A 22105-nucleotide genomic window follows, 5' to 3' on the forward strand; every position below is an offset into this window, starting at 1 on the left:
TTTAAGCCGTTTACAAACCAAGCGCTTGCTTGGTAGTCTCGATTCACTTCTGTCGGAGGTGGCTATGGAGTTGACTGTGCCAAAAACAATTCGCATCGGATGCGCCAGCGCCTTCTGGGGCGACACCTCGACCGCCGCCGCGCAACTGGTGGAAGGCGGGCGACTGGACTATCTGGTGTTCGACTATCTGGCTGAGATAACGATGTCGATCATGGCCGGCGCGCGGATGAAAGATCCCCAGGCCGGTTATGCCAGCGACTTCATCGAGGTCCTCAGTCCCCTGCTCGCTCAGCTCGCCGGGCAAAAAATCCGTGTTATCAGCAACGCCGGCGGGGTCAACCCGCAAGCCTGTGCTGCCGCGTTGCAAGCGGCCTGCGACAAAGCCGGGGTGTCACTGAAGATCGCCGTGTTGCTGGGTGATGATCTGCAACCGCAATTCAAACAGCTGAGCAGCCTTGGCCTGCATGAAATGTTCAGCGGCGCCCCCCTGCCGCCAATGTGCGTCTCGACCAACGCCTACCTCGGCGCGCCGGGCATCGTCGAAGCACTGCGCCTGGGCGCGGACATTGTGATCACTGGCCGCGTGGTCGACTCCGCCGTCGTCAGCGCGGCGCTGGTGCATGAATTCGGCTGGTCGTGGCACGACTACGACAAACTCGCCCAAGCGGCGCTGGCCGGTCACATCATCGAATGTGGCGCCCAGTGCACTGGCGGCAACTTCACCGACTGGCGCGATGTGCCCGATTACGAACACATTGGTTTCCCCATCGTCGAAGTCAGCGCCGACAGCCAGTTCATTGTCAGCAAACCCGAAGGCTCGGGCGGCCTGATCACGCCACTGACAGTCGGCGAGCAGATGCTCTATGAAATAGGTGACCCGCGGGCCTATTTGCTGCCCGATGTCATCTGCGATTTCAGTCAGGTCAAACTCCACCAGCAAGGCAAAAACGCCGTTCAGGTGCATGGCGCAAAGGGTTTGCCGCCCAGCGATCAATACAAGGTCAGCGCCACCCACCCGGACGGTTTCCGCTGCACCGCCAGTTGCCTGATCGCCGGGATCGATGCGGTGGACAAGGCACGGCGCGTCAGCGAAGCGATCATCAACAAGACCTCGCAGATTTTCAGCCAGCGCGGCTGGGCGCCCTACAGCGAAGTGGACATCGAACTGCTCGGCAGCGAAGCCACTTACGGCCCACACGGCCAGCGCCAGGACAGCCGCGAAGTGGTGATCAAACTTGCCGTGCGCCATCCCGACAAACAGGCCTTGATCGTGTTCTCCCGGGAAATCGCCCAGGCTGCCACCGGTATGGCGCCGGGGCTGACCGGGATTGTCGGTGGGCGGCCGACGGTGTATCCGCTGATCCGGCTGTTTTCGTTCCTCATCGACAAAAGCGCCTGCACACTGGATATCGATCTCGCAGGTCTGCGCCATCCATGCGCCCTGCCCGCCGTCGATGTGCTCGACACCGCCGACTTGCCGGTGCCGTTCGAGCCACCCAAACCCACCGGCCTTGCCGACGCCAGCGTGGCCCTGGTCAAACTCGCGGTGGCGCGCTCCGGCGACAAAGGCAATCACAGCAACATCGGCGTCATGGCTCGCGCGCCCGAGTACCTGCCGTGGATCGCCGAAGCCTTGACGCCGGCAGTGATTGTCGACTGGATGAGTCATGTCCTCGACCCCGTCCACGGACGTGTCGAGCGCTGGTATTTACCCGCCACCCACAGCCTTAATTTTCTGTTGGAAAACGCGCTCGGTGGCGGAGGCATCGCCAGCCTGCGCATCGATCCGCAAGGCAAAGCCTTCGCCCAGCAACTGCTGGACATTCAGATTCCGGTGCCTCAAAGCATCGCCGACCAGGTCAACTAGAGGACTGCCGCCGTGGCCTACGATTCGATTTTCAAAGCCGATTTGTTTGCCGGCCAAAACATTATTGTCACTGGCGGCGGCAGCGGCATTGGCCGTTGCACCGCACACGAACTGGCGGCTCTCGGCGCCCATGTGCTGCTGCTCGGGCGCAAGGCCGACAAGCTGAAAAGCGTGGTTGCCGAGATTGCCGAAGACGGCGGCAAGGCTGACTGGATGGTCTGCGATATTCGTGAAGAAGAAGCGGTCACGCATGTGGTCAGCGAGTTGATCCGCAAGCACGGCCCCATTCACGGTTTGGTCAACAATGCCGGCGGGCAATACCCGTCGCCGCTGGCGTCGATCAATCAAAAAGGCTTCGAAACGGTGTTGCGCACCAATCTGATGGGCGGTTTCCTGATGGCCCGGGAAGTGTTCAACCAATCCATGAGCAAGCACGGCGGCGCCATCGTCAACATGCTCGCCGACATGTGGGGTGGCATGCCCGGCATGGGTCACTCGGGCGCGGCACGTTCGGGCATGGACAACCTCACCAAGACCGCCGCGTTCGAATGGGGTTACGCCGGGGTACGGGTCAACGCCGTGGCGCCGGGCTGGATCGCATCGAGCGGCATGGACACTTACGAAGGCGCGTTCAAAGCAGTGATCCCAACCTTGCGCGAGCACGTGCCGCTCAAACGCATCGGCACCGAATCGGAGGTCAGCGCGGCAATCGTTTTTCTGCTCAGCCCGGCGGCGGCGTTTGTCAGCGGCAGCACCTTGCGCATCGACGGCGCCGCCAGTCTGGGCGGACGTGCCTGGCCGATTCACAAGGCGCAGGTCAGCGAGTCGTATAACGGTTTTCACCGCGCCTATCTTCCGGATGTGCTCAAGGACAAGGAATAAGTCATGCCGGTGATTCAGTCGCACGTGGACCCGTTCAGCGAACAGTTCGCCCGTAATCGCGCGGCGATGTTGGTCGGCATCGAGCAGGTCCGCCAGCTTGAGCAAAACCTGCTGAACAAAGCTGCCGAGGCCAAACCGAAATTCGACAAGCGCGGGCAACTGCTGCCCCGCGAACGCCTCAATCTGCTGCTGGACCCCGGTGCGCCGTTCCTCGAACTGGCGAGTTTGGCCGGCTACAAACTGCACGACGACAAGGACGGCAGCTCGGCCGGTGGCGGCTTGATTGCCGGGATCGGTTACGTGTCCGGTGTGCGGGTGCTGGTGGTGGCGAATAACAGTGCGATCAAGGGCGGGACCATTTCTCCCAGCGGTTTGAAAAAGTCCCTGCGCCTGCAACAGATCGCCATGGAGAACAAACTGCCGGTGATCACCCTCGCCGAAAGCGGCGGCGCCAACCTCAATTACGCGGCGGAGATTTTCGTCGAGGGCGCGCGCAGTTTTGCCAATCAGGCGCGGATGTCGGCAATGGGTCTGCCGCAGATCACCGTGGTCCATGGTTCGGCCACGGCGGGCGGGGCTTATCAGCCGGGGTTGTCGGATTACGTGGTGGTGGTGCGTGGCAAAGCCAAACTGTTTCTGGCCGGCCCGCCGCTGCTCAAGGCTGCGACCGGTGAAGTCGCCACCGATGAAGAACTGGGCGGCGCCGAGATGCACGCGCAAACCGCCGGCACCGCCGAATACCTGGCCGAAAACGATGCTGACGGCGTGCGGCAGGTGCGCGAGATTGTCAGCCTGTTGCCATGGAATGATCAGTTGCCTTGGGTACCCGAACGTCGCTGGGAAGAACCGCTCTACCCCATCGACGAATTGCTCGGGCTGATTCCCGATGACGCGAAAAAGCCTTACGACGTGCGTGAAATCATCGCGCGGATCGCCGACGCTTCGAATTTTCTCGAATTCAAAGGCGAGTTCGACCAGCAAACCGTCTGCGGCCACTTGCAGATTCAGGGCCGCGCTTGCGGGTTCATCGGCAACAACGGCCCGATCACGCCCAAGGGTGCGAGCAAAGCCGCACAGTTCATTCAGCTCTGCGACCAGAGCCAGACGCCGCTGCTGTTTTTCCACAACACCACCGGGTTTATGGTCGGCACCGAATCGGAACAGCAAGGCGTGATCAAGCACGGCGCGAAAATGATTCAAGCAGTGGCCAACGCCGGGGTACCTAAACTGACAATCGTCGTCGGCGGCTCCTACGGCGCCGGCAACTACGCCATGTGCGGACGCGGTCTCGACCCGCGATTCATTTTCGCCTGGCCCAACAGCCGCACTGCAGTGATGGGCGGCGCCCAGGCCGGCAAGGTGCTGCGGATCGTCACCGAGGCCAAACAGATCAAGGACGGTCTGGTGCCCGACCCGAAAATGCTCGACATGCTGGAACAGGTCACCGCGCAGAAACTCGACAGCCAGTCCACGGCGCTGTATGGCAGCGCCAGCCTGTGGGACGACGGGCTGATCGATCCGCGGGATACCCGGACCTTGCTCGGGTATTTGCTGGACATTTGTCATGAAGCCCAAGTGCGACCGCTGCAAGCCAACAGCTTCGGAATCGCGAGGTTTTGATCGTTCCCACGCTCCGCGTGGGAACGATCATGGATCAAAGGAGAACAATAAAAATGATCTTCACCCAGGAACACGAAGCACTGCGCCGCACCGTCCGCCAGTTCGTCGATCACGAGATCAATCCTCACGTCGATGAATGGGAAAAGGCCGGGCGCTTTCCGATTCACGAGATTTTCCGCAAGGCCGGCGAGCTTGGCCTGCTGGGGATTTCCAAACCGGAAAAATTCGGTGGCATGGGGCTCGACTACAGCTATTCCGTCGTCGCCGCCGAAGAGTTCGGCACCATTCATTGCGGCGGCATTCCGATGTCCATCGGCGTGCAGACCGATATGTGCACCCCGGCACTGGCACGGTTTGGCTCCGATGAGCTGCGCGAAGAATTTTTGCGTCCGGCGATCACGGGTGAGCAGGTCGGCTGCATCGGCGTCTCGGAAGTCGGCGCCGGTTCCGATGTGGCAGGCTTGAAAACCATGGCGCGCAAGGACGGCGATGACTACGTGATCAACGGCAGCAAGATGTGGATCACCAACTCGCCGAGCGCTGATTTCATCTGCCTGCTGGCCAACACATCGGACGACAAACCCCACGTCAACAAATCGCTGATCATGGTGCCAATGAACACACCTGGCATCAGCCTCAGCTCGCACCTGGACAAGCTTGGCATGCGCAGTTCGGAAACCGCCCAGGTGTTTTTCGACAACGTACGCGTTCCGCAACGCAACCGCATCGGCCATGAAGGCGCGGGGTTCATGATGCAGATGCTGCAGTTCCAGGAGGAGCGCTTGTTCGGCGCGGCGAACATGATCAAGGGCCTGGAGTACTGCGTCGACAGCACCATCGAATACTGCAAGGAGCGCAAAACCTTCGGCAATGCGCTGATCGATAACCAGGTCATTCACTTTCGCCTGGCTGAACTGCAAACCGAAATCGAATGCCTGCGGGCGCTGGTCTATCAAGCCACCGAGCAATACATCAAAGGCCAGGACGTCACCCGTCTGGCGTCGATGGCCAAACTCAAGGCCGGGCGCCTGGGCCGCGAAGTCAGCGACAGCTGCCTGCAATACTGGGGCGGCATGGGCTTCATGTGGGACAACCCGGTAGCCCGGGCCTACCGCGATGTGCGCTTGGTGTCGATCGGCGGCGGTGCCGACGAAATCATGCTGGGGATCATCTGCAAACTCATGGGCATCCTGCCGGGGAAAAAGAAATGAGTACCCTGCCCGTTTGCCAGACCTTGTTGCTCGAACCGCATAACGGCGTTCTGCACATCACCCTCAACCGCCCCGAAAGCCGCAACGCAATGAGCTTGCAGATGGTCGCTGAACTGCGCGCCGTACTGGCGGCGGTGCGCGATGACCGAGGGATTCGTGCCCTGGTGATCGGCGGTGCCGGCGGGCACTTTTGCGCCGGCGGCGACATCAAGGACATGGCCACTGCCCGCGCTCAGGGGCCGAGCGCCTATCGCGACTTGAACCGCGCGTTCGGTGCACTGCTGCAAGAAGTGCAACATGCGCCGCAAGTGGTGATCACGGTGTTGCAAGGTGCGGTGCTTGGCGGTGGTTTCGGTCTGGCCTGTGTCAGCGACGTCGCGCTGGCCGATCACCAGGCGCAGTTCGGTTTGCCGGAAACCAGTCTTGGTCTGCTGCCAGCGCAAATCGCGCCGTTCGTGGTCCAGCGCATCGGCCTGACCCAGGCTCGAAGACTGGCACTGACGGCAGCGCGATTCGACGGCACCCACGCGCGGCGAATGGGCCTGGTGCATTTTGTCGAGCACGACGCGCAAGCGCTGGCCGAGCGCCTCGATGAGGTATTGGCGCATGTGCTGTGCTGTGCGCCTGAGGCGAATGCGCTGACCAAAAAATTGTTGCTGGCCAGTGCCGGGCAGCCGTCCGACGCATTGCTGGATGAGGCGGCCGAGTGGTTCAGCGAAGCGGTGACTGGCGCTGAAGGTATTGAGGGAACCATGGCCTTTGTGCAGAAGCGTAAACCGGGGTGGGCGCCTTAAAAGCTTCGCGAGCAGGCTCGCTCCCACATTGGTTCTGTGTCGTTCACAAAATCCTGTGGGAGCGGGCTTGCCCGCAAAGAGGCCCTGAAAACTCACCGCAAAAACCAAGGGAAAAACCCATGCCCGGATTCAGCAAAATCCTGATCGCCAACCGCGGTGAAATCGCCTGCCGCATCCAGCGCACCGCCCAGGCGCTGGGCTATCGCACGGTCGCCGTGTTCAGCGATGCCGACGCCGATGCGCTGCATGTGCGCATGGCCGATGAAGCCGTGAACATCGGCCCGGCAGCGGTGCAGCAGTCCTACCTGAACATTGCGGCCATCATCGACGCCGCTCGGCGCACTGCTGCTGATGCGATCCACCCCGGCTACGGTTTTCTCTCTGAAAACACCGGTTTCGCCCTCGCCTGCCAACACGCAGGCATCACCTTCATCGGCCCAAGCCCCGAAGCCATCGAGCTGATGGGCAGCAAACGCCTGTCGAAAATCGCCATGCTCAAAGCCGGTGTGCCGTGCATCAATGGCTATCAAGGCGCCGAACAGGACGATGCAACCCTGAGCCGCGAAGCCGAACGCATCGGCTACCCGCTGATGATCAAGGCCAGTGCCGGCGGTGGCGGGCGCGGCATGCGGCTGGTGCATGGGGCCAGTGATTTGCTCGAACAGATCCGCACCGCACGCTCCGAAGCGGTGCACGGATTTGGCAGCGACGAGCTGATCCTCGAACAGGCACTGATCGATCCACGTCATGTCGAAATCCAGCTGTTCGGCGACCAGCACGGCAACCTGATCTACCTTGGCGAGCGCGATTGTTCGATCCAGCGCCGCCACCAGAAAGTCATCGAGGAAGCGCCCTGCCCGGTGATGACCGCCCAATTGCGCCTGGCCATGGGCGAGGCGGCGCTCAAGGCCGGTCGCGCGGTGAATTACGTTGGCGCGGGGACGGTTGAATTCCTGCTGGATACGCGCGGACAGTTCTACTTTCTGGAGATGAACACCCGACTGCAAGTGGAACACCCGGTGACGGAGCTGATCACCGGGCTGGACCTGGTGGCCTGGCAGCTGAACATCGCCGAAGGCCGACCGCTGCCGCTGCGACAAGAGCAAGTGCAGCTGAACGGGCATGCCATGGAAGTGCGCCTGTATGCCGAAGACCCGGCTCAGGATTTTCTGCCGCAGACCGGGCGTATCGCGACCTGGGAGCCAGCGTTGCAGGACGGTGCGCGGATCGATCATGGTCTGATCGAAGGTCAGAATGTCAGTCCCTTCTATGATCCGCTGCTGGGCAAGATCATCGCCCACGGCGCCACCCGCGAAGAAGCCCGGCGCAAGTTGCTGCGGGCGGTACAAGACAGTGTGCTGCTGGGCGTGCAGAGCAATCAGCGCCTGCTCGCCAGCCTGCTGGAACACCCGCAATTCATCAGTGGCGAGTTCAGTACCGGATTCATCCCGGCCCATTTCGCCGAGCATTCTTGCCTGCATGCCCATGTCCCGAATGCAGAAGAGCTGGCCATCGCCACCGCACTGTTCTATCAGGCCTCAGCGCAGGTTCATCGCGCGCCCCTGGCCGGCTGGCGCAACAACGCAAGCGTGCCGCTGCACTATCGCATCGGTCTGGATGACCAGGATTGGTCGGTGGAATTGAACGCCGTACCGGGCGAACCGTATCGGATTCAAGTCGCCACACAGCCCGTTGAACTGAAGGTCATCCAGTGCGACGGGCGCTGGGCCACTCTGGAAATCGACGGCATCCGTCAGCGCCGTGCCTATCGTCTCGAAGCCGGACAACTCTGGTTATTCACCCGCCCCGGCAGCCCGCGGCTGGAGGATCGGACCCAGGCTTCGGTCAACAGCCAGGCCAGCGTCAGCACCGGCACCCTCAAAGCCCCGATGGACGGCGCGATCGTCGACGTGCTGGTCAGTGAGGGCAGCACGGTCAGTAAAGGTCAGTTGCTGGTGGTGCTGGAGGCCATGAAAATGGAGCATCCGTTGAAGTCGGGCATCGACGGCGTGCTCAAACGCTTGCAGGTCAGGGTCGGCGATCAGGTTAAAAATCGGCAGATTTTGCTGGAGGTCGAATAAGCCGCTAGGCGGATCCGCAGTGTTTGGCTACGCTCAAGCCCTATCAGGACGCGGATACCAGGAACCCTGCGATGCCTCACTGGCTGGTCATTGATCTGGAAGCCACCACCGATGAGGGTGGTTGGCCAGTAACGGAAATGGAAATCATCGAAATAGGAGCCACTCTGGTGGATCGCAAAGGGCGTGAAGTGGATCATTTCCAGCGCTTCGTGCGGCCATTGCGGCGGCCCCTGCTGACGCCGTTCTGCCGGGAGCTGACGCACATTACTCAGGCCAACGTCGATACGGCCGAGCTGTTGAGCGAGGTCTGGCCGTCCTTCGAGCAGTGGCTCGGACCACATCATTCGCATATGGAAGGCTGGGCCAGTTGGGGAGATTACGATCGCAAACAACTGCTTCAGGAATGGCAGCGCCTGCAACTCGACAGCGCCCTGAGCCGCGTGCCGCACATGAATCTCAAACAGCGCTTTGCCAAGGCCCATCGACTGGAGCGTCCGTTGGGGCTCAACGGCGCCCTGCAACTGGCGGGCTTGCAATTCAACGGCCAGCAACACCGGGCGCTGGAAGACGCGCGCAATACGGCGCGTCTGTTACCGCATATTTTCCCTCCTTTGGAGAGGTGACGGCGCGGGGGGCCTTGTGCATACTGGCCGGCCCTTTTAAGCCCTTTTCGAGGAACCGCCCATGTTTAAAGTCAACGAGTACTTCGACGGCACCGTCAAGTCGATCGCCTTTGGCACCGCTGAAGGTCCTGCGACCATCGGCGTCATGGCACCGGGCGAATACGAATTCGGCACCAGCCAGCGTGAAATCATGCACGTGGTGACCGGCGCCCTGACCGTCAAACTGCCGGACAGCAGCGACTGGGAAACCTTCGAAGCCGGCAGCCAGTTCAATGTGCCCGCCAACAGCAAGTTCCAGCTGAAAGTGGCCGTCGACACCGCTTACCTGTGCGAATACCACGGCTAAACCCCTGGGGTTTCACAGCGAAAAAAAATGCCCGCGTCTTTGGACACGGGCATTTTTCATTCAAGGGCCAGGTGTTTATTCAAGGATCGTTACCGGCATACCGACTTCGAGCTGGCCAGCGCCGTCATTGACCAGGTTCTGCCCGAACATCGCGCCATCTTCCTGGGCACGGTATTTCTGCAAGGTGGCCAGAGGCTCACGATCATCGCTGCGTAAACCGGTTTGCGGATCGACGGTGGTCATAATGCAGCGTGAGCAAGGCTTGACCACGCGAAACTCCACATCACCGATACGGATACGCTTCCAGTTATCTTCGGCAAACGCTTGGGTGCCCTCAATCACCAGATTTGGTCGAAAGCGCAACATCTCCAGCGGGCGCCCGACTTTCTGCGAAAGATCCTCCAGAGAGGCCTGCCCGATCAGCAACAGCGGGAAGCCATCGGCGAAGGCCACTCGATCGTCATCCTTGCCATAGCCAGCCTGAGTGATCCGCGCGCGATCAAGTGGTATTTGCACAAGGCGAGTCGGCTTGCCAATGAATTCGCTGACCCAGGCACCCGCCTCATCACCGGCATCGGGAACTCGCAGACTGTCTCGAAAGATGGTCACGCCGCGCAGTTCAGCGTCACTGCCTGGCAAGGCGATATCAATTGATGAGCGGCCCGGAGCGCCAAGGGTCAAGCCACCTTCGGCATTCCATAACGCCGACAGCTGACTCATCTGGCCCATTACGCGCTGAGTGAGGAAACGTCCGCTGGCCTCGTCCACCAGCATCCAGCGTCGATCCCCATCCAGACCCAGTTTGTCGAGGCTGACCTGTTGCAGGGGCTCGCCCTTGCCGGATTTCAATGGATAACGATAAAGCGCGCTCAGACGCAGCATGGCCAGCTCCCTGGTGGGCAAAAACGCCACCCTATACGAGCTTGATCGCCGAATCAAAGGCCAAAACCTGTGGGAGCGAGCAAGCTCGCTCCCACAGGATTGCGTCCTGGTCAGGCAGGCACTTCATCGAGCATCAGGCGCTGGCGCACCACGTCGACGAGTTTGTCCGGCTGGAATTTGGACAGGAAGTTGTCGCAGCCGACCTTCTTGACCATCGAGTCGTTGAAGCTACCGGACAACGAGGTGTGCAGCACCACGTAAAGGCCACGCAGACGCGGGTCGTTACGGATCTCGGTGGTGAGACGATAGCCGTCCATTTCCGGCATTTCCGCGTCGGTGAAGACCATCAACAGCTTGTCGGTCATGGAAACACCGGTATCCGCCCACGCCTTGAGCATGTTCAATGCTTTCAAGCCATCGCTGGCGATGTGCATCTTCACCCCTAACTGGCCGAGCGTGTCGCGCAATTGCGACAAAGCCACGTTCGAGTCGTCCACCAGCAGCACTTCACGGCCGCGAGCGCGCTCCAGCACCGGATCGTCGAGTTTGTCGCGAGACACCTTGGCGTTGTAGGGGACGATTTCGGCCAAGACTTTTTCGACGTCGATGATTTCCACCAACTGGTCGTCGACCTTGCTGATGGCGGTCAAATAATGCTGGCGACCGGCGCTGGCAGGAGGCGGCAAGATGGCTTCCCAGTTCATATTGACGATGCGGTCTACGCCACCGACCAGGAACGCCTGCACCGAACGGTTGTACTCGGTGACGATGATTGTGCTGGTAGGGCTTGGCACCAACGGCCGCATGCCGATGGCCTGGGACAGGTCAATCACCGGCAGGGTCTGGCCGCGCAGATTGACCACACCGCACACAAATGGATGGCGCTGGGGCATCAGGGTCAGCTTCGGCAGTTGCAGCACTTCCTGCACTTTGAAGACGTTGATCGCGAACAATTGCCGCCCGGCCAGCCGGAACATGAGAAGTTCCAGGCGATTCTCACCCACCAGTTGCGTGCGTTGGTCTACCGTGTCGAGAATGCCGGCCATCAATGACTCCTGGGCTTTTTCTGATGAATTCACTTAAAGAGGGTTATCGGCTGCGTTTGCCGGACCTTGACCCCCGACAAAATGCCACCCCCGAGCATTGATGTCACATTAACATCATGCTTTACTGGCTAGGTGATTTCATCTGCTTCATTCTCGCCAACGCGACCTCGGTTCGTGCGTTTGGTTCCCCTGTGTAAGGGATTCCCCTAGTAACAATCAGGCCCAACCTGATATTCGCAATATCCAATAGCCATTAATGTGACGCCATTCTCATTGCATGAACGGAGTCAGGCTTTTGTGTGCGATCGCAGGTAAGTGGCCATCCACCCTATCGAGTTCCCCAACCGGCAGTCAGGCAGGACGGAGCGCGATCTCACGACGGCACGGCAATGCCGGGACTCTGATCGTCCTCGTCGACACACACGACATTCCCTCATTTGACATGACGTTGTGGAGATAAGCATGCCGAACGAACGTAAAGAGTGGACTCAGCGATTCTCGGAGTTTCTCGTCGAGGCGGAAACACTCTTGGCCAAAACCGAGGAATGCCTCAGTCACTTGCAGCTGATCAGCAATGACAAGGACGCAATCGATTGCATGCTCAGCACCCTCCTCAAACTGGCCAGCAAGGCTGATGCCCTCGCCCTGGAAGCAGTTTCCGAGTTCACCTTGCACATTCATGGCTTGCTCAACCATGCACAAAACCACATGGACCTGCACGACCAGGCATTGGGTGCGCTGAAAGACTGCCTGACGTTGATCGCCTGGCAACTCGAACTCATTGACCAGAAGACTGGCCAACTCAGCCTTGATGACAGTGAACAGACTTCCCTGATCGAAGCCTTCGCCTTCCAGGTCGGGCAAAGTCAATTTCAGCTGCCTGCTAATTCCAAGCCGTTCACGCTCGTTTCCTATTCAGGACGGCCAGCTTAAATTCATCACAACCAAGCCGCGCCAGGTATTTTCATTGTCATGTTCGACACGACAACTTGCGCGCATTCGGGTCGCAATTGAATATTTTCATACCTGCCAACGACAACTCGAAACAAATAATTCATTCCTGCCGCCGAACTTTTTCCATTGTGGAAAATACCTTCCAGAGATTCTAGTTTCCTGACGCCGTGGACATATATACCAAACGCGACCAACGGTATCTTAAGTGGTACTATGCCGCCCATTAGTTGACGTCAATTAATGGCAGAGTAACTCCAGACTCAGACCCTTCATTCACTATGACCGGTCTTCCCGCAGCGAACATCCATTGGCTCCATCCGCTATGTACGCCAGCCTCAAGTCAATTACCCGATGGCCACCCTCCCCAACAAATGCGCGCCGGTTCACGCTGTTGCTGTGCACCTGCTCGGCGCTGGGCAGCCTTCTGATTTATTGCCTGTCCACTCGCCTGCCGCTGAGTCTGCTGGTGCTCAGTATTGCGGCCATGTCCTGCGTCTGGGCGCAATATTGCCTGTCACGCAAATCGATAAAGTTTCAACCTCAAGAGCTGGCCGACCGGTTGTTGGAGGTTCAGGAAAATGAACGTCACCGGCTCAGTCGGGAACTGCATGACGATATCGGCCAGTTGCTGACAGCGGCAAAACTTCAAAGCGACTGGCTCAAACGCCGAATGCCCGAAGAACTTCAGGGGCAATGCACGGTGCTCTGCGAAACGCTGGAAGAAACCCTGGCCAGAGTTCGTGATGTATCGGCCATTCTCAACCCCCGCCAGCTGGCCAGCCTTGGGCTGGAAGCGAGCCTGCGTGCGCATCTGCTCAAGACGCTGGCCAATACGTCGGTGCACTGGAGCCTGGAATGTCATCAGCGCTTGACCGGTATTCCAGAGGAAACGGCAGTAGCCGCCTTCAGAATCATCCAGGAAGCGGTGACCAATATACTGCGTCATGCCGAAGCGAAAAATCTGTTGGTCCGCGTGCGACGGCTGCCTCAGGGTCTCTCGCTGCTGATCAGTGACGATGGCCTGGGGTTCGCACCCGCGACAGATCCGGGTCGTGAGGGGCAACGCGGAATGGCCGGGATGTCCGAACGGATCGATCAACTGGGCGGCACACTGTGCGTTACCAGTGAGCCGGGCAAAGGCACTCAAATCGAAGCTATTTTCCCCTGGGCACCTCGTGCGCTCGAACGGGCCAGTTCGAATAAGGTTATGCATTGACTTGTAACTTACTTCTGGTAGATGACCACTCTCTGATCAGAGCAGGCGTGCGCGCCCTGGTGCTGGATATTCCCGGTTACGCGGTAATCGGCGAGGCCAATGATGGCTCGCAACTGCTCGAGATGGTCGAGCAGTTGTCCCCGGACATTATCCTGCTGGATATTTCCATGAAGGAAACCGGCGGCCTTGAAGCTCTGCAGCGACTCAAGCGAGTACGCCCGCAAAGCAAGGTACTGATCCTGTCGATGCATACCGATCCTGCCCTCATCATGCAGGCACTGGAATCCGGCGCTCATGGCTATTTGCTCAAGGACACCACGGCGACCGAGCTCGAACATGCCCTGGATGCCTTGCGCAACAACGAACGCTACCTGAGCCCGGCCATCGCTCATACCGTCATCAACCAGGCGCTGATCCGAACCCAGAAAAACCAGCCGAACCCCGCCGACTCGCACAACCTGACGGCACGTCAGCTGGAAATCCTGCGGCTGATTGTTCGCGGAAAATCCACCCGGGAAATCGCCAACGGCCTGGGCCTGAGCATCAAGACGGTCGAAACCCATCGCTCTCAGATCATGAAACGCTTGCAGATCTACGACGTGGCAGGGCTGGTACTGTTCGCCGTGCGCGAGCAGATCATCAGTCTGGACGATTAACCAGCCCGGAAGCGCTCAGCAACGGTGAGTTCTCAGGCAAATGTACGCGCAGCGCTGCCGGTCGCGCCGAGAAACGCAAGCTGTCACCTTCCAGAGGTTCGCCATCAAGATTGATATAAAGGCCCTCCGAGACCTTGATCTCAACCCATGGCAGGCGCGCGCGCACAAACATATTGTCGATACCGAAGCCATCGGCCAGCAGGTTTTTCAAAGTCCCGACCACTTCCTGCGGCGCAGGCAGAATGCTGATATCCAGCAGACCATCGTCCGCCAGCGCCTGCGGGCACAGCACATGCCCCCCGCCAGCCTGACGGCCGTTGCCGATGCCCAACGCCAACAGGTCGCCATGCCACTGAAAACCCGGCCCCTGCAACTCGCCATACGCGGCATGCAACTCACTGAAGCGCGATAGACCGGTAAACAGATAAGCCGCACCTCCGAGAACTTTTTTCAGATCCTCCGAAGTGTTTGCCGTGACCTGACTGCCAAAACCGCCCGTGGCCATATTCAGAAACACTTGCCCGCCAACCTCGCCCAGGTCAATGGCGCTCGGCGCAGTGTCTAGAAGATCCAGCGCCTGAGCGGGCTCCAGAGGTACGCCGGCGGCACGAGCAAAATCGTTGGCAGTCCCCAGAGGCAACAACACCAGGCTTGCCTGCGTCGAATGCGAAGCCATGGCTTCGGCAATATCGCGCAAGGTGCCATCCCCGCCACCGGCAATGATCTGCATGTAGCCTGCCGCGAGCGCCTCATCCACCAGCCGCTGCGCGTCGCCCGCCTCCCAGGTCAGTCGAACGGCCAACTCCCAACCCTGCTTGCGCTTGTCCTCGACGGCCGCACGAACCTCCTCGTTGAGCGCCTGCTTGCCATGCAGAATCATCAGCGCCTTGCGTTCGCTCATTGTGGTTACTCCCGAATTGAATTCCATATGAAAGATGTTGACCGCGTCGTCCCCCATAAAAGTCGCAAGAAATTGAATTATTTCAAGACGAGCAATCTTGAATCCTACAAGGCAGGATTTTTCTTACAAAACATGAGGAATTGGCTCAATTGACCGACGATTGTGATTGGTACACCTTGGCGTCTGCGGTTATCAGTCATCAGCACAAAATACACAGGGACGTGCCATGCAAAGCCATGACATCAGGGCACCGGTCATTCCGGTCGCACCGTTCGCAGAAAAACGCGCCAATCATCATGCTGAATTCAAAAACAGTGCAAAACCCACTGGAGAAGTGAATATGGAACCTCGCGTCGTTGAACTGGAGACACACCTCAAATACATCCGGCGAGACATGGAAGAAGTCCGGGGAGACGTCAAATCCATCAAGCACCGGCTTGCCTATTCAGCTGGCGGAACAGCTGTGGTCCTCGGGCTTCTGGCCTGGATCGCCAATAGCCGCTTCGACCAGGTTGTGGCACTCCTGGCTCAATAACGGTTAACCAGAAACGCAAAACCCGGTTCGATCAACCGGGTTTGCGTGGCCAGACGGCGGCTGGCTCAGCTCAGGAGCTCGCTCAGCGGGATGAAGCTTACACCGTCACCTTCGGCCAGCGTGCGCCCCTCCAGCACCTCAACCAGACCATCGGCCCAGGCAGCACTGCGCAGCACACCGGAACTCTGATTCTTGTAGATGACTGCCCGGCCATTCTCCAGACGTCCACGCAAGTATTCGCGCCGATTACCTGCTTTTAGCCAGGAAAACCCTGCCTGTACCTGAAACTTCAGGGGTTCAACCTCTTTTACGCCCTGACGGCGCAAAAGATAGGGCCTAGCCAACAAAGCAAAGGTCACCAGAGTCGATGCAGGGTTACCAGGCAAACCAATCACCGGTACGCCGCGAAAATGCCCGAACGTCAGCGGTTTGCCGGGTTTGATGGCGAGTTTCCATAACGTCAACTCGCCCTCTTCCCGCAGGGCAATCCCCAGGAAGTCGGCCTCTCCCACCGATACACCACCAGTCGAGAGGATCAGGTCGACATCCTTCAATTCACCAAGGCGGGCACGAGTGGTTGCCAGATCATCTGGAAGAATGCCCGCATCGATCACCTCACAACCCATGCGCTCCAACCAGCTGCAAAGCAACACTCGATTGCTGTTGTAAATCTGTCCCGACCCCAGGGTTTGACCCGGCTCAATCAATTCGTCCCCGGTAGACAAAACCGCAACGCGAACCTTGCGGATCACGTCCAGTTCAGCGCATCCCAGTGACGCAGCCAGCCCCTGTTCGATCGGCCCCAGGCGCGTGCCGGCAGACAGGATCAATTCACCGACGGTGGTTTCCTGGCCTTTGGGACGGATGTTTTGTCCTGGTGACAGGGTTTCGGTAAAACGTACTCGCTCATCCACCAGGACTTCGGCGTTCTCCTGCATCTCGACGCAATCGGCACCTGCCGGAACAGGCGCACCGGTGAAGATTCGCGCACAGGTACCGGGCTTCAAGGGATCTGGAGCTTTGCCTGCAAAAATCTTCTGACTGACCGTCAACGGCTCTCCCGTCCAGTCAGCCATGCGCAAGGCATAACCGTCCATGGCACTGTTGGGCCAGGGCGGCAGATCGAGCGTCGAAACCAGGTCGTCGGCCAGCACACGACCCTGAACCTGCGCCAACGGCAAGCGTTCACGCTCACGAATCGGTGAGGCTTCGGCCATTTCGAGCAAACGTGCCATTGCCACTTCGACAGCCATCAGGCTGCCGGTCTTGCCTGGCTTATCCACGGGATTCACAGGGTGCCGCCTGTTTCAGGTGAGCCACGAAATTGCACGGGCGGTGCCGCGAATCCAGCTGCTCGGCAAGAATGCCATCCCAACCGGTGCGCACGGCATTGGTCGAGCCCGGCAAGCAGCAGACCAGCGTGCCATTGGCCAGACCGGCCAACGCACGGGACTGAACAGTTGAAGTGCCAATATCCGCCACAGATATCTGACGGAACAGTTCACCAAAACCATCGACCTGTTTGTCTAGCAGGCAGCTCACAGCTTCCGGCGTGCTGTCGCGTCCGGTGAAACCGGTGCCGCCGGTGATCAGCACCACCTGCACGACATCCTCGGCAATCCAGTTGGCGACTTGCGCGCGAATTTTGTAGAGGTCATCTTTGAGCAGAACCCGGGAGGCCAGGTTATGGCCGGCAGCGCTCAAGCGGTCGACGTAGAGCTGGCCTGAAGTATCGGTTTCCAGAGTACGGGTGTCGCTGACCGTCAATACCGCGATGTTGAGCGGCACGAAAGGTACATCAGCCTTGGCTTTCATAGGCTCATCCAGTTGTAGGAGAAACAGCCCGGTGTTATATCACAGCGCCTCATTTTTTTGCCGCCCCCATGGAGACCTGCCATGACCTCGAATGCACGTTTGTCACCCTGTTCCATTCTGCTCCTGGCGGGTGGTCGCGGCCAACGCATGGGTGGTCAGGACAAAGGGTTACTGGAATGGCACGGCGAGCCGCTGATTGCGCACCTGCAACGCAAGACCCGCTCACTGACCGATGACCTGATCATCTCATGCAATAGAAACCCGGAAAAATACGCTCCCTACGCCGATCAGTTGGTGCACGACGACGAAGGTGACTTTCCGGGGCCTTTGGCCGGCATTCGCGCAGGCCTGAAGGCCGCTCACCATGCGCATTTGATGGTATTGCCTTGTGACGTGCCGCGTATCGATGCTGCGCTGCTCCAGAACATGCGCGAAACAGCCAGCCAGCATCCGGACAAACCATTGATGCTGCGCCATGGTGAACACTGGGAACCCTTGCTGTGCATCATCCCGGTGGCACTTTGCGCGGCGTTCGAAAGCGCCTGGCACGACGGTGAACGCAGCCCGGGTCGGCTCATGCGCAAGCTGGGCGCTACCGCCCTGCAATGCCCCGACAACGACCATCGCCTGGCCAACCTCAATACGCCGGAACTGTTAAGTACACACCACAATGTGTCAGACTGACACGAGAAGGAACTTGCGCGCGTCGTACACGTCTCAAGCTCAGTAATCAAAAGAATTCAAATTCGGAGACACACTCATGACTCAACGGACCATCGCCACTTTCATGCTCGCACTGGGCCTCGCGACCCTTGCCGGTTGCGCATCGCCTACAGTGATCACCTTGAATGACGGTCGCGAAATCCAGGCCGTCGACGCACCAAAATACGATGACGAATCGGGTTTCTACGAGTTCGAACAGCTGGATGGTAAACAGACCCGCATCAACAAGGATCAGGTTCGTACCGTTAAAGAGTTGTAATCTTTACGGCGACAACCGGATACAGAAAAGCCCGCTTTATGCGGGCTTTTTCGTGGCTGAAGAACAGCAGTCTCGCTGAACCTGGTGATCACCACTGCAGGGTGATGGTGCTTTCAAATTCTCTATGCTGGCCGGTGACCGGATCCACAAACCGCAGCCCCTGAGCGAGCAGCTTCAAAGGATTGGCATAGTCATCGTCAATATTCTTGAGCACCTGCGGATAAAACGGATCGTTGCAAATACTGGCGCCCAAAGCTGTCATGTGCACCCGCAACTGATGTTTCTTGCCCGTTACCGGGTAAAGCGCATAACGCCAGAGATCACCGTTCTTCTCCCTGACCTCGACGGCCGTCTCCGTATTGCTGACGCCCGGCCCTTCCTGCATGCGGAAGAACGGCTCACCATCGATAAGCCGGCTCTTGTGAACCAATGGAAAAGAGAGTTCAGGCAACGCTCGGGCAATTGCCTCGTAGCGCTTTTCGATCTGCCGCGTAGGAAACAACGACTGATACGCCGAACGGCTCTGGGGGTTGGCGGAAAACAGCACCAGCCCCGCCGTATGCCGGTCAATGCGGTGCAATGGCACCAGATGCGGATTGTCCAGTCGACGGATCAATCGCCTGAGCAGCGTCTGCTCCACGTATTCGCCAGCGGGTGTCACTGGCAGAAAATGTGGTTTGTCCGCCACGACCAAGTGCTCGTCCGCGTACAAAATCGTCTCGACCACCGGGATCGGCTTTTCGTCCGGCACCTCGCGAAAATAGTGAATCCGCAAGCCTTCCTTGTAAGGCAGATCCAGGGCGATTGGCGCGCCATGCCCGTCGAGGACACGCCCACGAGCAATTCTGTCCAGCCATTGTTCACGGCCGATGGCGCTGAAGTGTTCACACAGGCAATCGAGCACGGTCTGCCACGGGCCAGGCGGCAAGTGGAGCGTGCTGGCCTGGTTGTGTGCAGCAGAAAAAGATGAACTGGACATACGAACGCTCTAACCCTCAATACAGGGCGGCATTATCCAACAGCGGCCGGAACGATCCTAGAAGAGAATCCTCAAGCCGGTATCTGCGCGCGTGCTGCCGCTTCGGTGAACTCCTTGAGCCAGCGCAGCACATCGACCGCCTCCCAGCGACCCGGATCGTAAAGCGCATACAACAAACCCTGATAACCCACGACGTCCAACTGACGGTGATAGCCCGCGCGCTGGAACAAGGCTTCGATTTCGGCGAAGCACGTATTGAAATGCAGCTTGTTGAACGGGGTTTTTCCTTCCGTCACCAGGCCATCCAGACGCAATTCGAGGACAGCCTCGCGCACCACGTCCGCCGACATTCGGTTCACGCTGTTCTTCAATTGTTCGACATTGACCACGATTCATCCCTCTCACGCCCGGAACGCCTGCCCAAACCCGAAAACCAGAGGTGCAAGGCAGGCATCACCAATAACTGTATGCGCATACAGTATCTGATCAGTACCGGTAAAGCCAAGGGGATCGATCGCAAAGTCCGACAGGCGGGAACACCGCCACCGCAACACCGCTTAACGCAGGAACGCCACTACCTGATCGGCACTGAACGGCCAGCCCAGCTCAGCACCAGTATCGACCCGCCGTAATACCGGAATACGCAGACTGTAAGCTTCGAACCATGTTTCGTCGTCCGCGATGTCCACCAGTTCCACCAGCAGACCGCGCTCGACAAATTCCATCAGCATGGCTTCGGCGACTTCACAGAGATGACACCCAAGGGTGCCGAACAGCTGACATTCAGGAAGCATGAGCGCTCAACCGAAAAAATTAAGTCATCATTCTAGGCCTGCCCCGAAAAGCCGTCGAGCCATTGAATAGTCTGCCCTTGAGCCATAACGTCAACGGATCGCGGCAATACGCTGACGCAGATCAGTCGTCATCAATACACATTGCGCGATGCTTACGGATTATTTGCCTCTACGCTTGAGTAGCCAGAGCCCGCCACCGGAGTTTTTGTGTTCGCCAACCTGTTGATAATCCTCGCCTCCTCCCTGGTGATGATTGCACTGTTCCAGCGCCTGCGATTGCCGCCGGTGCTGGGTTACCTGTGCGTGGGACTGATGATCGGGCCGACGGCGTTCGACTGGATAAATGAAAGCGAAGAGTTACCAGACCTCGCAGAGTTAGGGGTAGTTTTCCTGCTGTTCTCCCTGGGTCTGGAGTTTTCCCTGTCGAAAATACTCGCATTGCGCCGGGTGGTGTTCGGGCTTGGCAGTCTGCAGGTGTTGTGCTCCGGGATGCTGTTGGGCGGTTTGCTGATATTGCTCGGCATGCCGATCACCCCGGCGCTGTTACTTGGCGCCGGACTGTCGCTGTCTTCCACGGCCATTGTCAGCAAGGAGCTGAGCAGCCTCGGCGAAATTTTCAGCAGCCACGGCCAGAATGCCATCGCCGTGCTGCTGTTTCAGGACGTCGTGGCGGTGTTGCTGCTGACTTTGGTGCCCGTGTTCTCCGGTAGCAGCGATCAGGCCTGGTATTGGGCGCTGCCATTGACACTGGGCAAGACTGTAGTGCTGTTCGTTGGCTTGCTGCTGGCCAGTCGCTGGTTGCTGCCACGGCTGTTTCATGAAGTCGCAGCGGCCCGCTCCCCGGAACTGTTCGTGCTGTTGGCGCTGGTGATTGTTCTGCTGACTGCGTGGCTGACTCACCTGCTCGGCCTCTCCCCAGCACTGGGTGCGTTTCTCGCCGGCATGCTGCTGGGGGAAAGCCACTACCGGCATCAGATCGAGGCCGATATTCGCCCGTTCCGCGACATCCTGCTCGGGGTGTTCTTCGTCAGTATCGGCATGCTGATCGACCTGCAACTGTTCGTCAGCCACAGCCTGCTGATCTTCGGTCTGACCCTGGGGTTGTTGCTGATCAAGGGCAGCGTGGTTGCGCTGCTGGTGAAATGGCGTGGCAGCGATGGCGAAACCGCTTGGCGCAGCGGGCTGGCATTGGCCCAGGGCGGTGAGTTTTGCTTTGCGCTGATGGCACAGATGCAGCAGAACAAATTGATGCCCGCCGATTTTGGCGGCTTGCTGTTGGCGGCGACTTTCTGTTCGATGCTGGTCACGCCGTTGCTCCTGCGCGCCGCGCCCCACATCGCGACACGCCTGCACCGCAAGCCCAATGAAAAAGCGCAACTCGAGGAAATCAGTACGCTCAACGCCGGGCTACACAGTCATGTGGTGATTTGTGGCTATGGGCGCGTGGGTCAGTCAATCGGGCGCGCTTTGCGCAATTCGCAGCAGCCTTATATCGCGCTGGACACCGATCCGGTGCGTGTCCAGGAAGCAGCCGCGGGAGAAACATGTGTGCATTACGGCGACTCGCGCCGCGGCGAACTGCTGACCGCCGTGGGGCTGGAGCGCGCCAGGCTACTGGTGATCGCCGTGGACCAGACCGACATCGCGCTGCTGATTCTCAAAGAGGCGCGCCGGTTAAACTTGACCGTTCCAATCCTGGTACGGACTCGGGACGACAGCCAACTGGCCGAACTGAAGGCCGCCGGCGCCAGCGAAGTGGTGCCTGAACTGCTGGAGTCGAGCCTGATGCTCGCCTCCCACGCACTGATCATGCTGGGTTTACCCGCGCATCAGGTCCAAGAGCGGGCCGACCAGATACGGCATGACCGCTATCGCCTGCTGCACGGTTTTTATCCCGGGGGCGACGATGAAGAAAAGTGAG

The 22105-nt window shown here is 59.1% G+C and carries 23 protein-coding genes; 15 read left to right on the plus strand and 8 right to left on the minus strand.

Features of this window, described 5'->3' with window-relative positions; translation table 11 throughout:
- The first annotated feature begins 76 nt into the window (after nt 1-76).
- The 8 genes from FQ185_RS11265 to FQ185_RS11300 all read left to right on the plus strand — a co-directional run bounded on the left by FQ185_RS11265 (nt 77) and on the right by FQ185_RS11300 (nt 9424).
- Entirely contained in the window at nt 77-1867 is a 1791-nt protein-coding gene (locus FQ185_RS11265; RefSeq protein ID WP_178113526.1) for an acyclic terpene utilization AtuA family protein, read from the plus strand.
- 12 nt (nt 1868-1879) lie between these two features.
- Nucleotides 1880-2749, plus strand: coding sequence for an SDR family oxidoreductase (locus tag FQ185_RS11270; protein ID WP_149417506.1), 870 nt, complete (start codon nt 1880-1882; stop codon nt 2747-2749).
- A 3-nt stretch (nt 2750-2752) separates the two neighbouring features.
- Nucleotides 2753-4369, plus strand: coding sequence for a geranyl-CoA carboxylase subunit beta (gene atuC, locus FQ185_RS11275; RefSeq protein ID WP_149417507.1), 1617 nt, complete (start codon nt 2753-2755; stop codon nt 4367-4369).
- Nucleotides 4370-4422: 53 nt separating this feature from the next.
- Nucleotides 4423-5580 (plus strand): citronellyl-CoA dehydrogenase, encoded by a 1158-nt coding sequence (gene atuD / locus FQ185_RS11280; protein ID WP_149417508.1) that lies wholly within the window; start codon nt 4423-4425, stop codon nt 5578-5580.
- Nucleotides 5577-6374: an enoyl-CoA hydratase/isomerase family protein gene (locus FQ185_RS11285; protein ID WP_149417509.1), complete on the plus strand. Its 798-nt coding sequence runs from the start codon at nt 5577-5579 to the stop codon at nt 6372-6374. Before atuD ends, FQ185_RS11285 begins: the two co-directional genes overlap by 4 nt.
- A 119-nt stretch (nt 6375-6493) precedes the next feature.
- Entirely contained in the window at nt 6494-8455 is a 1962-nt protein-coding gene (locus tag FQ185_RS11290) for an acetyl/propionyl/methylcrotonyl-CoA carboxylase subunit alpha (RefSeq protein ID WP_149417510.1), read from the plus strand.
- 71 nt (nt 8456-8526) lie between these two features.
- A complete protein-coding gene (locus tag FQ185_RS11295; RefSeq protein ID WP_149417511.1) occupies nt 8527-9078 on the plus strand; it encodes an exonuclease domain-containing protein in 552 nt (183 codons plus the stop codon).
- 61 nt (nt 9079-9139) lie between these two features.
- Complete coding sequence (locus FQ185_RS11300; RefSeq protein ID WP_149417512.1) at nt 9140-9424, plus strand: pyrimidine/purine nucleoside phosphorylase; 285 nt, start codon at nt 9140-9142, stop codon at nt 9422-9424.
- A 75-nt stretch (nt 9425-9499) separates the two neighbouring features.
- Here FQ185_RS11300 and FQ185_RS11305 read toward each other — a convergent pair whose 3' ends face one another.
- Nucleotides 9500-10306 carry an MOSC domain-containing protein gene (locus FQ185_RS11305; RefSeq protein ID WP_149417513.1) on the minus strand — a complete coding sequence of 269 codons (807 nt, stop codon included), beginning with the start codon at nt 10304-10306 and terminating at the stop codon, nt 9500-9502.
- Between the two features lie 110 nt (nt 10307-10416).
- Nucleotides 10417-11352, minus strand: coding sequence for a chemotaxis protein CheV (locus tag FQ185_RS11310; protein ID WP_149417514.1), 936 nt, complete (start codon nt 11350-11352; stop codon nt 10417-10419).
- Between the two features lie 462 nt (nt 11353-11814).
- On the opposite strand from FQ185_RS11310, the gene FQ185_RS11315 reads away from it, so the two are divergent.
- The 3 genes from FQ185_RS11315 (at nt 11815) to FQ185_RS11325 (ending at nt 14178) form a co-directional block, all read left to right on the plus strand.
- The gene (locus FQ185_RS11315) at nt 11815-12285 is read left to right on the plus strand and encodes a hypothetical protein (RefSeq protein WP_149417515.1); all 471 of its coding nucleotides are present in this window, start codon (nt 11815-11817) and stop codon (nt 12283-12285) included.
- A 343-nt stretch (nt 12286-12628) separates the two neighbouring features.
- On the plus strand, nt 12629-13522 hold the full coding sequence (locus tag FQ185_RS11320; protein WP_149417700.1) for a sensor histidine kinase: 894 nt from the start codon (nt 12629-12631) through the stop codon (nt 13520-13522).
- A complete protein-coding gene (locus FQ185_RS11325) occupies nt 13519-14178 on the plus strand; it encodes a response regulator transcription factor (RefSeq protein ID WP_149417516.1) in 660 nt (219 codons plus the stop codon). Before FQ185_RS11320 ends, FQ185_RS11325 begins: the two co-directional genes overlap by 4 nt.
- Here the strand turns inward: FQ185_RS11325 and yegS are convergent.
- Nucleotides 14162-15079, minus strand: a complete 918-nt coding sequence (yegS, locus tag FQ185_RS11330; protein ID WP_149417517.1) for a lipid kinase YegS — start codon at nt 15077-15079, stop codon at nt 14162-14164. The genes FQ185_RS11325 and yegS overlap by 17 nt on opposite strands.
- A gap of 226 nt (nt 15080-15305) precedes the next feature.
- Here yegS and FQ185_RS11335 point away from each other — a divergent pair, with 226 nt between their 5' ends.
- Nucleotides 15306-15614 (plus strand): hypothetical protein, encoded by a 309-nt coding sequence (locus FQ185_RS11335; RefSeq protein WP_149417518.1) that lies wholly within the window; start codon nt 15306-15308, stop codon nt 15612-15614.
- 65 nt (nt 15615-15679) lie between these two features.
- Here FQ185_RS11335 and glp read toward each other — a convergent pair whose 3' ends face one another.
- Nucleotides 15680-16906 carry a gephyrin-like molybdotransferase Glp gene (gene glp, locus FQ185_RS11340; RefSeq protein ID WP_149417519.1) on the minus strand — a complete coding sequence of 409 codons (1227 nt, stop codon included), beginning with the start codon at nt 16904-16906 and terminating at the stop codon, nt 15680-15682.
- Entirely contained in the window at nt 16890-17429 is a 540-nt protein-coding gene (gene moaB / locus FQ185_RS11345; RefSeq protein ID WP_149417520.1) for a molybdenum cofactor biosynthesis protein B, read from the minus strand. The genes glp and moaB overlap by 17 nt, the downstream gene beginning before the upstream one ends.
- Nucleotides 17430-17510: 81 nt before the next feature.
- Between moaB and mobA the strand changes: the two genes are divergently transcribed.
- On the plus strand, nt 17511-18113 hold the full coding sequence (gene mobA / locus FQ185_RS11350) for a molybdenum cofactor guanylyltransferase MobA (protein WP_149417521.1): 603 nt from the start codon (nt 17511-17513) through the stop codon (nt 18111-18113).
- A 76-nt stretch (nt 18114-18189) separates the two neighbouring features.
- Complete coding sequence (locus tag FQ185_RS11355) at nt 18190-18411, plus strand: YgdI/YgdR family lipoprotein (protein ID WP_149417522.1); 222 nt, start codon at nt 18190-18192, stop codon at nt 18409-18411.
- Between the two features lie 88 nt (nt 18412-18499).
- On the opposite strand, the gene FQ185_RS11360 is transcribed toward FQ185_RS11355, so the two are convergent.
- From FQ185_RS11360 to FQ185_RS11370, 3 genes are all read right to left on the minus strand, one after another.
- The gene (locus FQ185_RS11360) at nt 18500-19390 is read right to left on the minus strand and encodes a pseudouridine synthase (protein WP_149417523.1); all 891 of its coding nucleotides are present in this window, start codon (nt 19388-19390) and stop codon (nt 18500-18502) included.
- A gap of 71 nt (nt 19391-19461) precedes the next feature.
- Complete coding sequence (locus FQ185_RS11365; RefSeq protein ID WP_046049178.1) at nt 19462-19779, minus strand: hypothetical protein; 318 nt, start codon at nt 19777-19779, stop codon at nt 19462-19464.
- Between the two features lie 168 nt (nt 19780-19947).
- Nucleotides 19948-20184, minus strand: a complete 237-nt coding sequence (locus FQ185_RS11370; protein WP_111452360.1) for a glutaredoxin family protein — start codon at nt 20182-20184, stop codon at nt 19948-19950.
- Between the two features lie 207 nt (nt 20185-20391).
- Here FQ185_RS11370 and FQ185_RS11375 point away from each other — a divergent pair, with 207 nt between their 5' ends.
- Nucleotides 20392-22104 carry a monovalent cation:proton antiporter-2 (CPA2) family protein gene (locus tag FQ185_RS11375; RefSeq protein WP_149417524.1) on the plus strand — a complete coding sequence of 571 codons (1713 nt, stop codon included), beginning with the start codon at nt 20392-20394 and terminating at the stop codon, nt 22102-22104.
- Nucleotide 22105 lies beyond the last annotated feature (1 nt).

Origin of the sequence: Pseudomonas sp. ANT_H12B (assembly GCF_008369325.1) — a bacterium.
In the GTDB taxonomy this organism is placed as follows: Bacteria; Pseudomonadota; Gammaproteobacteria; order Pseudomonadales; family Pseudomonadaceae; genus Aquipseudomonas.

What these genes read in the sequence shown, in the direction of transcription:
- FQ185_RS11285 (WP_149417509.1), top strand. Translation starts at nt 5,577, where the DNA reads ATGAGTACCCTGCCCGTTTGCCAGACCTTGTTGCTCGAACCGCATAAC.
- FQ185_RS11355 (WP_149417522.1), top strand. Translation starts at nt 18,190, where the DNA reads ATGACTCAACGGACCATCGCCACTTTCATGCTCGCACTGGGCCTCGCG.
- mobA (WP_149417521.1), top strand. Translation starts at nt 17,511, where the DNA reads ATGACCTCGAATGCACGTTTGTCACCCTGTTCCATTCTGCTCCTGGCG.
- FQ185_RS11370 (WP_111452360.1), bottom strand. Translation starts at nt 20,184, where the DNA reads ATGCTTCCTGAATGTCAGCTGTTCGGCACCCTTGGGTGTCATCTCTGT.
- atuD (WP_149417508.1), top strand. Translation starts at nt 4,423, where the DNA reads ATGATCTTCACCCAGGAACACGAAGCACTGCGCCGCACCGTCCGCCAG.
- FQ185_RS11305 (WP_149417513.1), bottom strand. Translation starts at nt 10,306, where the DNA reads ATGCTGCGTCTGAGCGCGCTTTATCGTTATCCATTGAAATCCGGCAAG.
- yegS (WP_149417517.1), bottom strand. Translation starts at nt 15,079, where the DNA reads ATGAGCGAACGCAAGGCGCTGATGATTCTGCATGGCAAGCAGGCGCTC.
- moaB (WP_149417520.1), bottom strand. Translation starts at nt 17,429, where the DNA reads ATGAAAGCCAAGGCTGATGTACCTTTCGTGCCGCTCAACATCGCGGTA.
- FQ185_RS11360 (WP_149417523.1), bottom strand. Translation starts at nt 19,390, where the DNA reads ATGTCCAGTTCATCTTTTTCTGCTGCACACAACCAGGCCAGCACGCTC.
- FQ185_RS11310 (WP_149417514.1), bottom strand. Translation starts at nt 11,352, where the DNA reads ATGGCCGGCATTCTCGACACGGTAGACCAACGCACGCAACTGGTGGGT.
- FQ185_RS11290 (WP_149417510.1), top strand. Translation starts at nt 6,494, where the DNA reads ATGCCCGGATTCAGCAAAATCCTGATCGCCAACCGCGGTGAAATCGCC.
- FQ185_RS11315 (WP_149417515.1), top strand. Translation starts at nt 11,815, where the DNA reads ATGCCGAACGAACGTAAAGAGTGGACTCAGCGATTCTCGGAGTTTCTC.
- atuC (WP_149417507.1), top strand. Translation starts at nt 2,753, where the DNA reads ATGCCGGTGATTCAGTCGCACGTGGACCCGTTCAGCGAACAGTTCGCC.
- FQ185_RS11300 (WP_149417512.1), top strand. Translation starts at nt 9,140, where the DNA reads ATGTTTAAAGTCAACGAGTACTTCGACGGCACCGTCAAGTCGATCGCC.
- FQ185_RS11320 (WP_149417700.1), top strand. Translation starts at nt 12,629, where the DNA reads ATGTACGCCAGCCTCAAGTCAATTACCCGATGGCCACCCTCCCCAACA.
- FQ185_RS11295 (WP_149417511.1), top strand. Translation starts at nt 8,527, where the DNA reads ATGCCTCACTGGCTGGTCATTGATCTGGAAGCCACCACCGATGAGGGT.
- FQ185_RS11335 (WP_149417518.1), top strand. Translation starts at nt 15,306, where the DNA reads ATGCAAAGCCATGACATCAGGGCACCGGTCATTCCGGTCGCACCGTTC.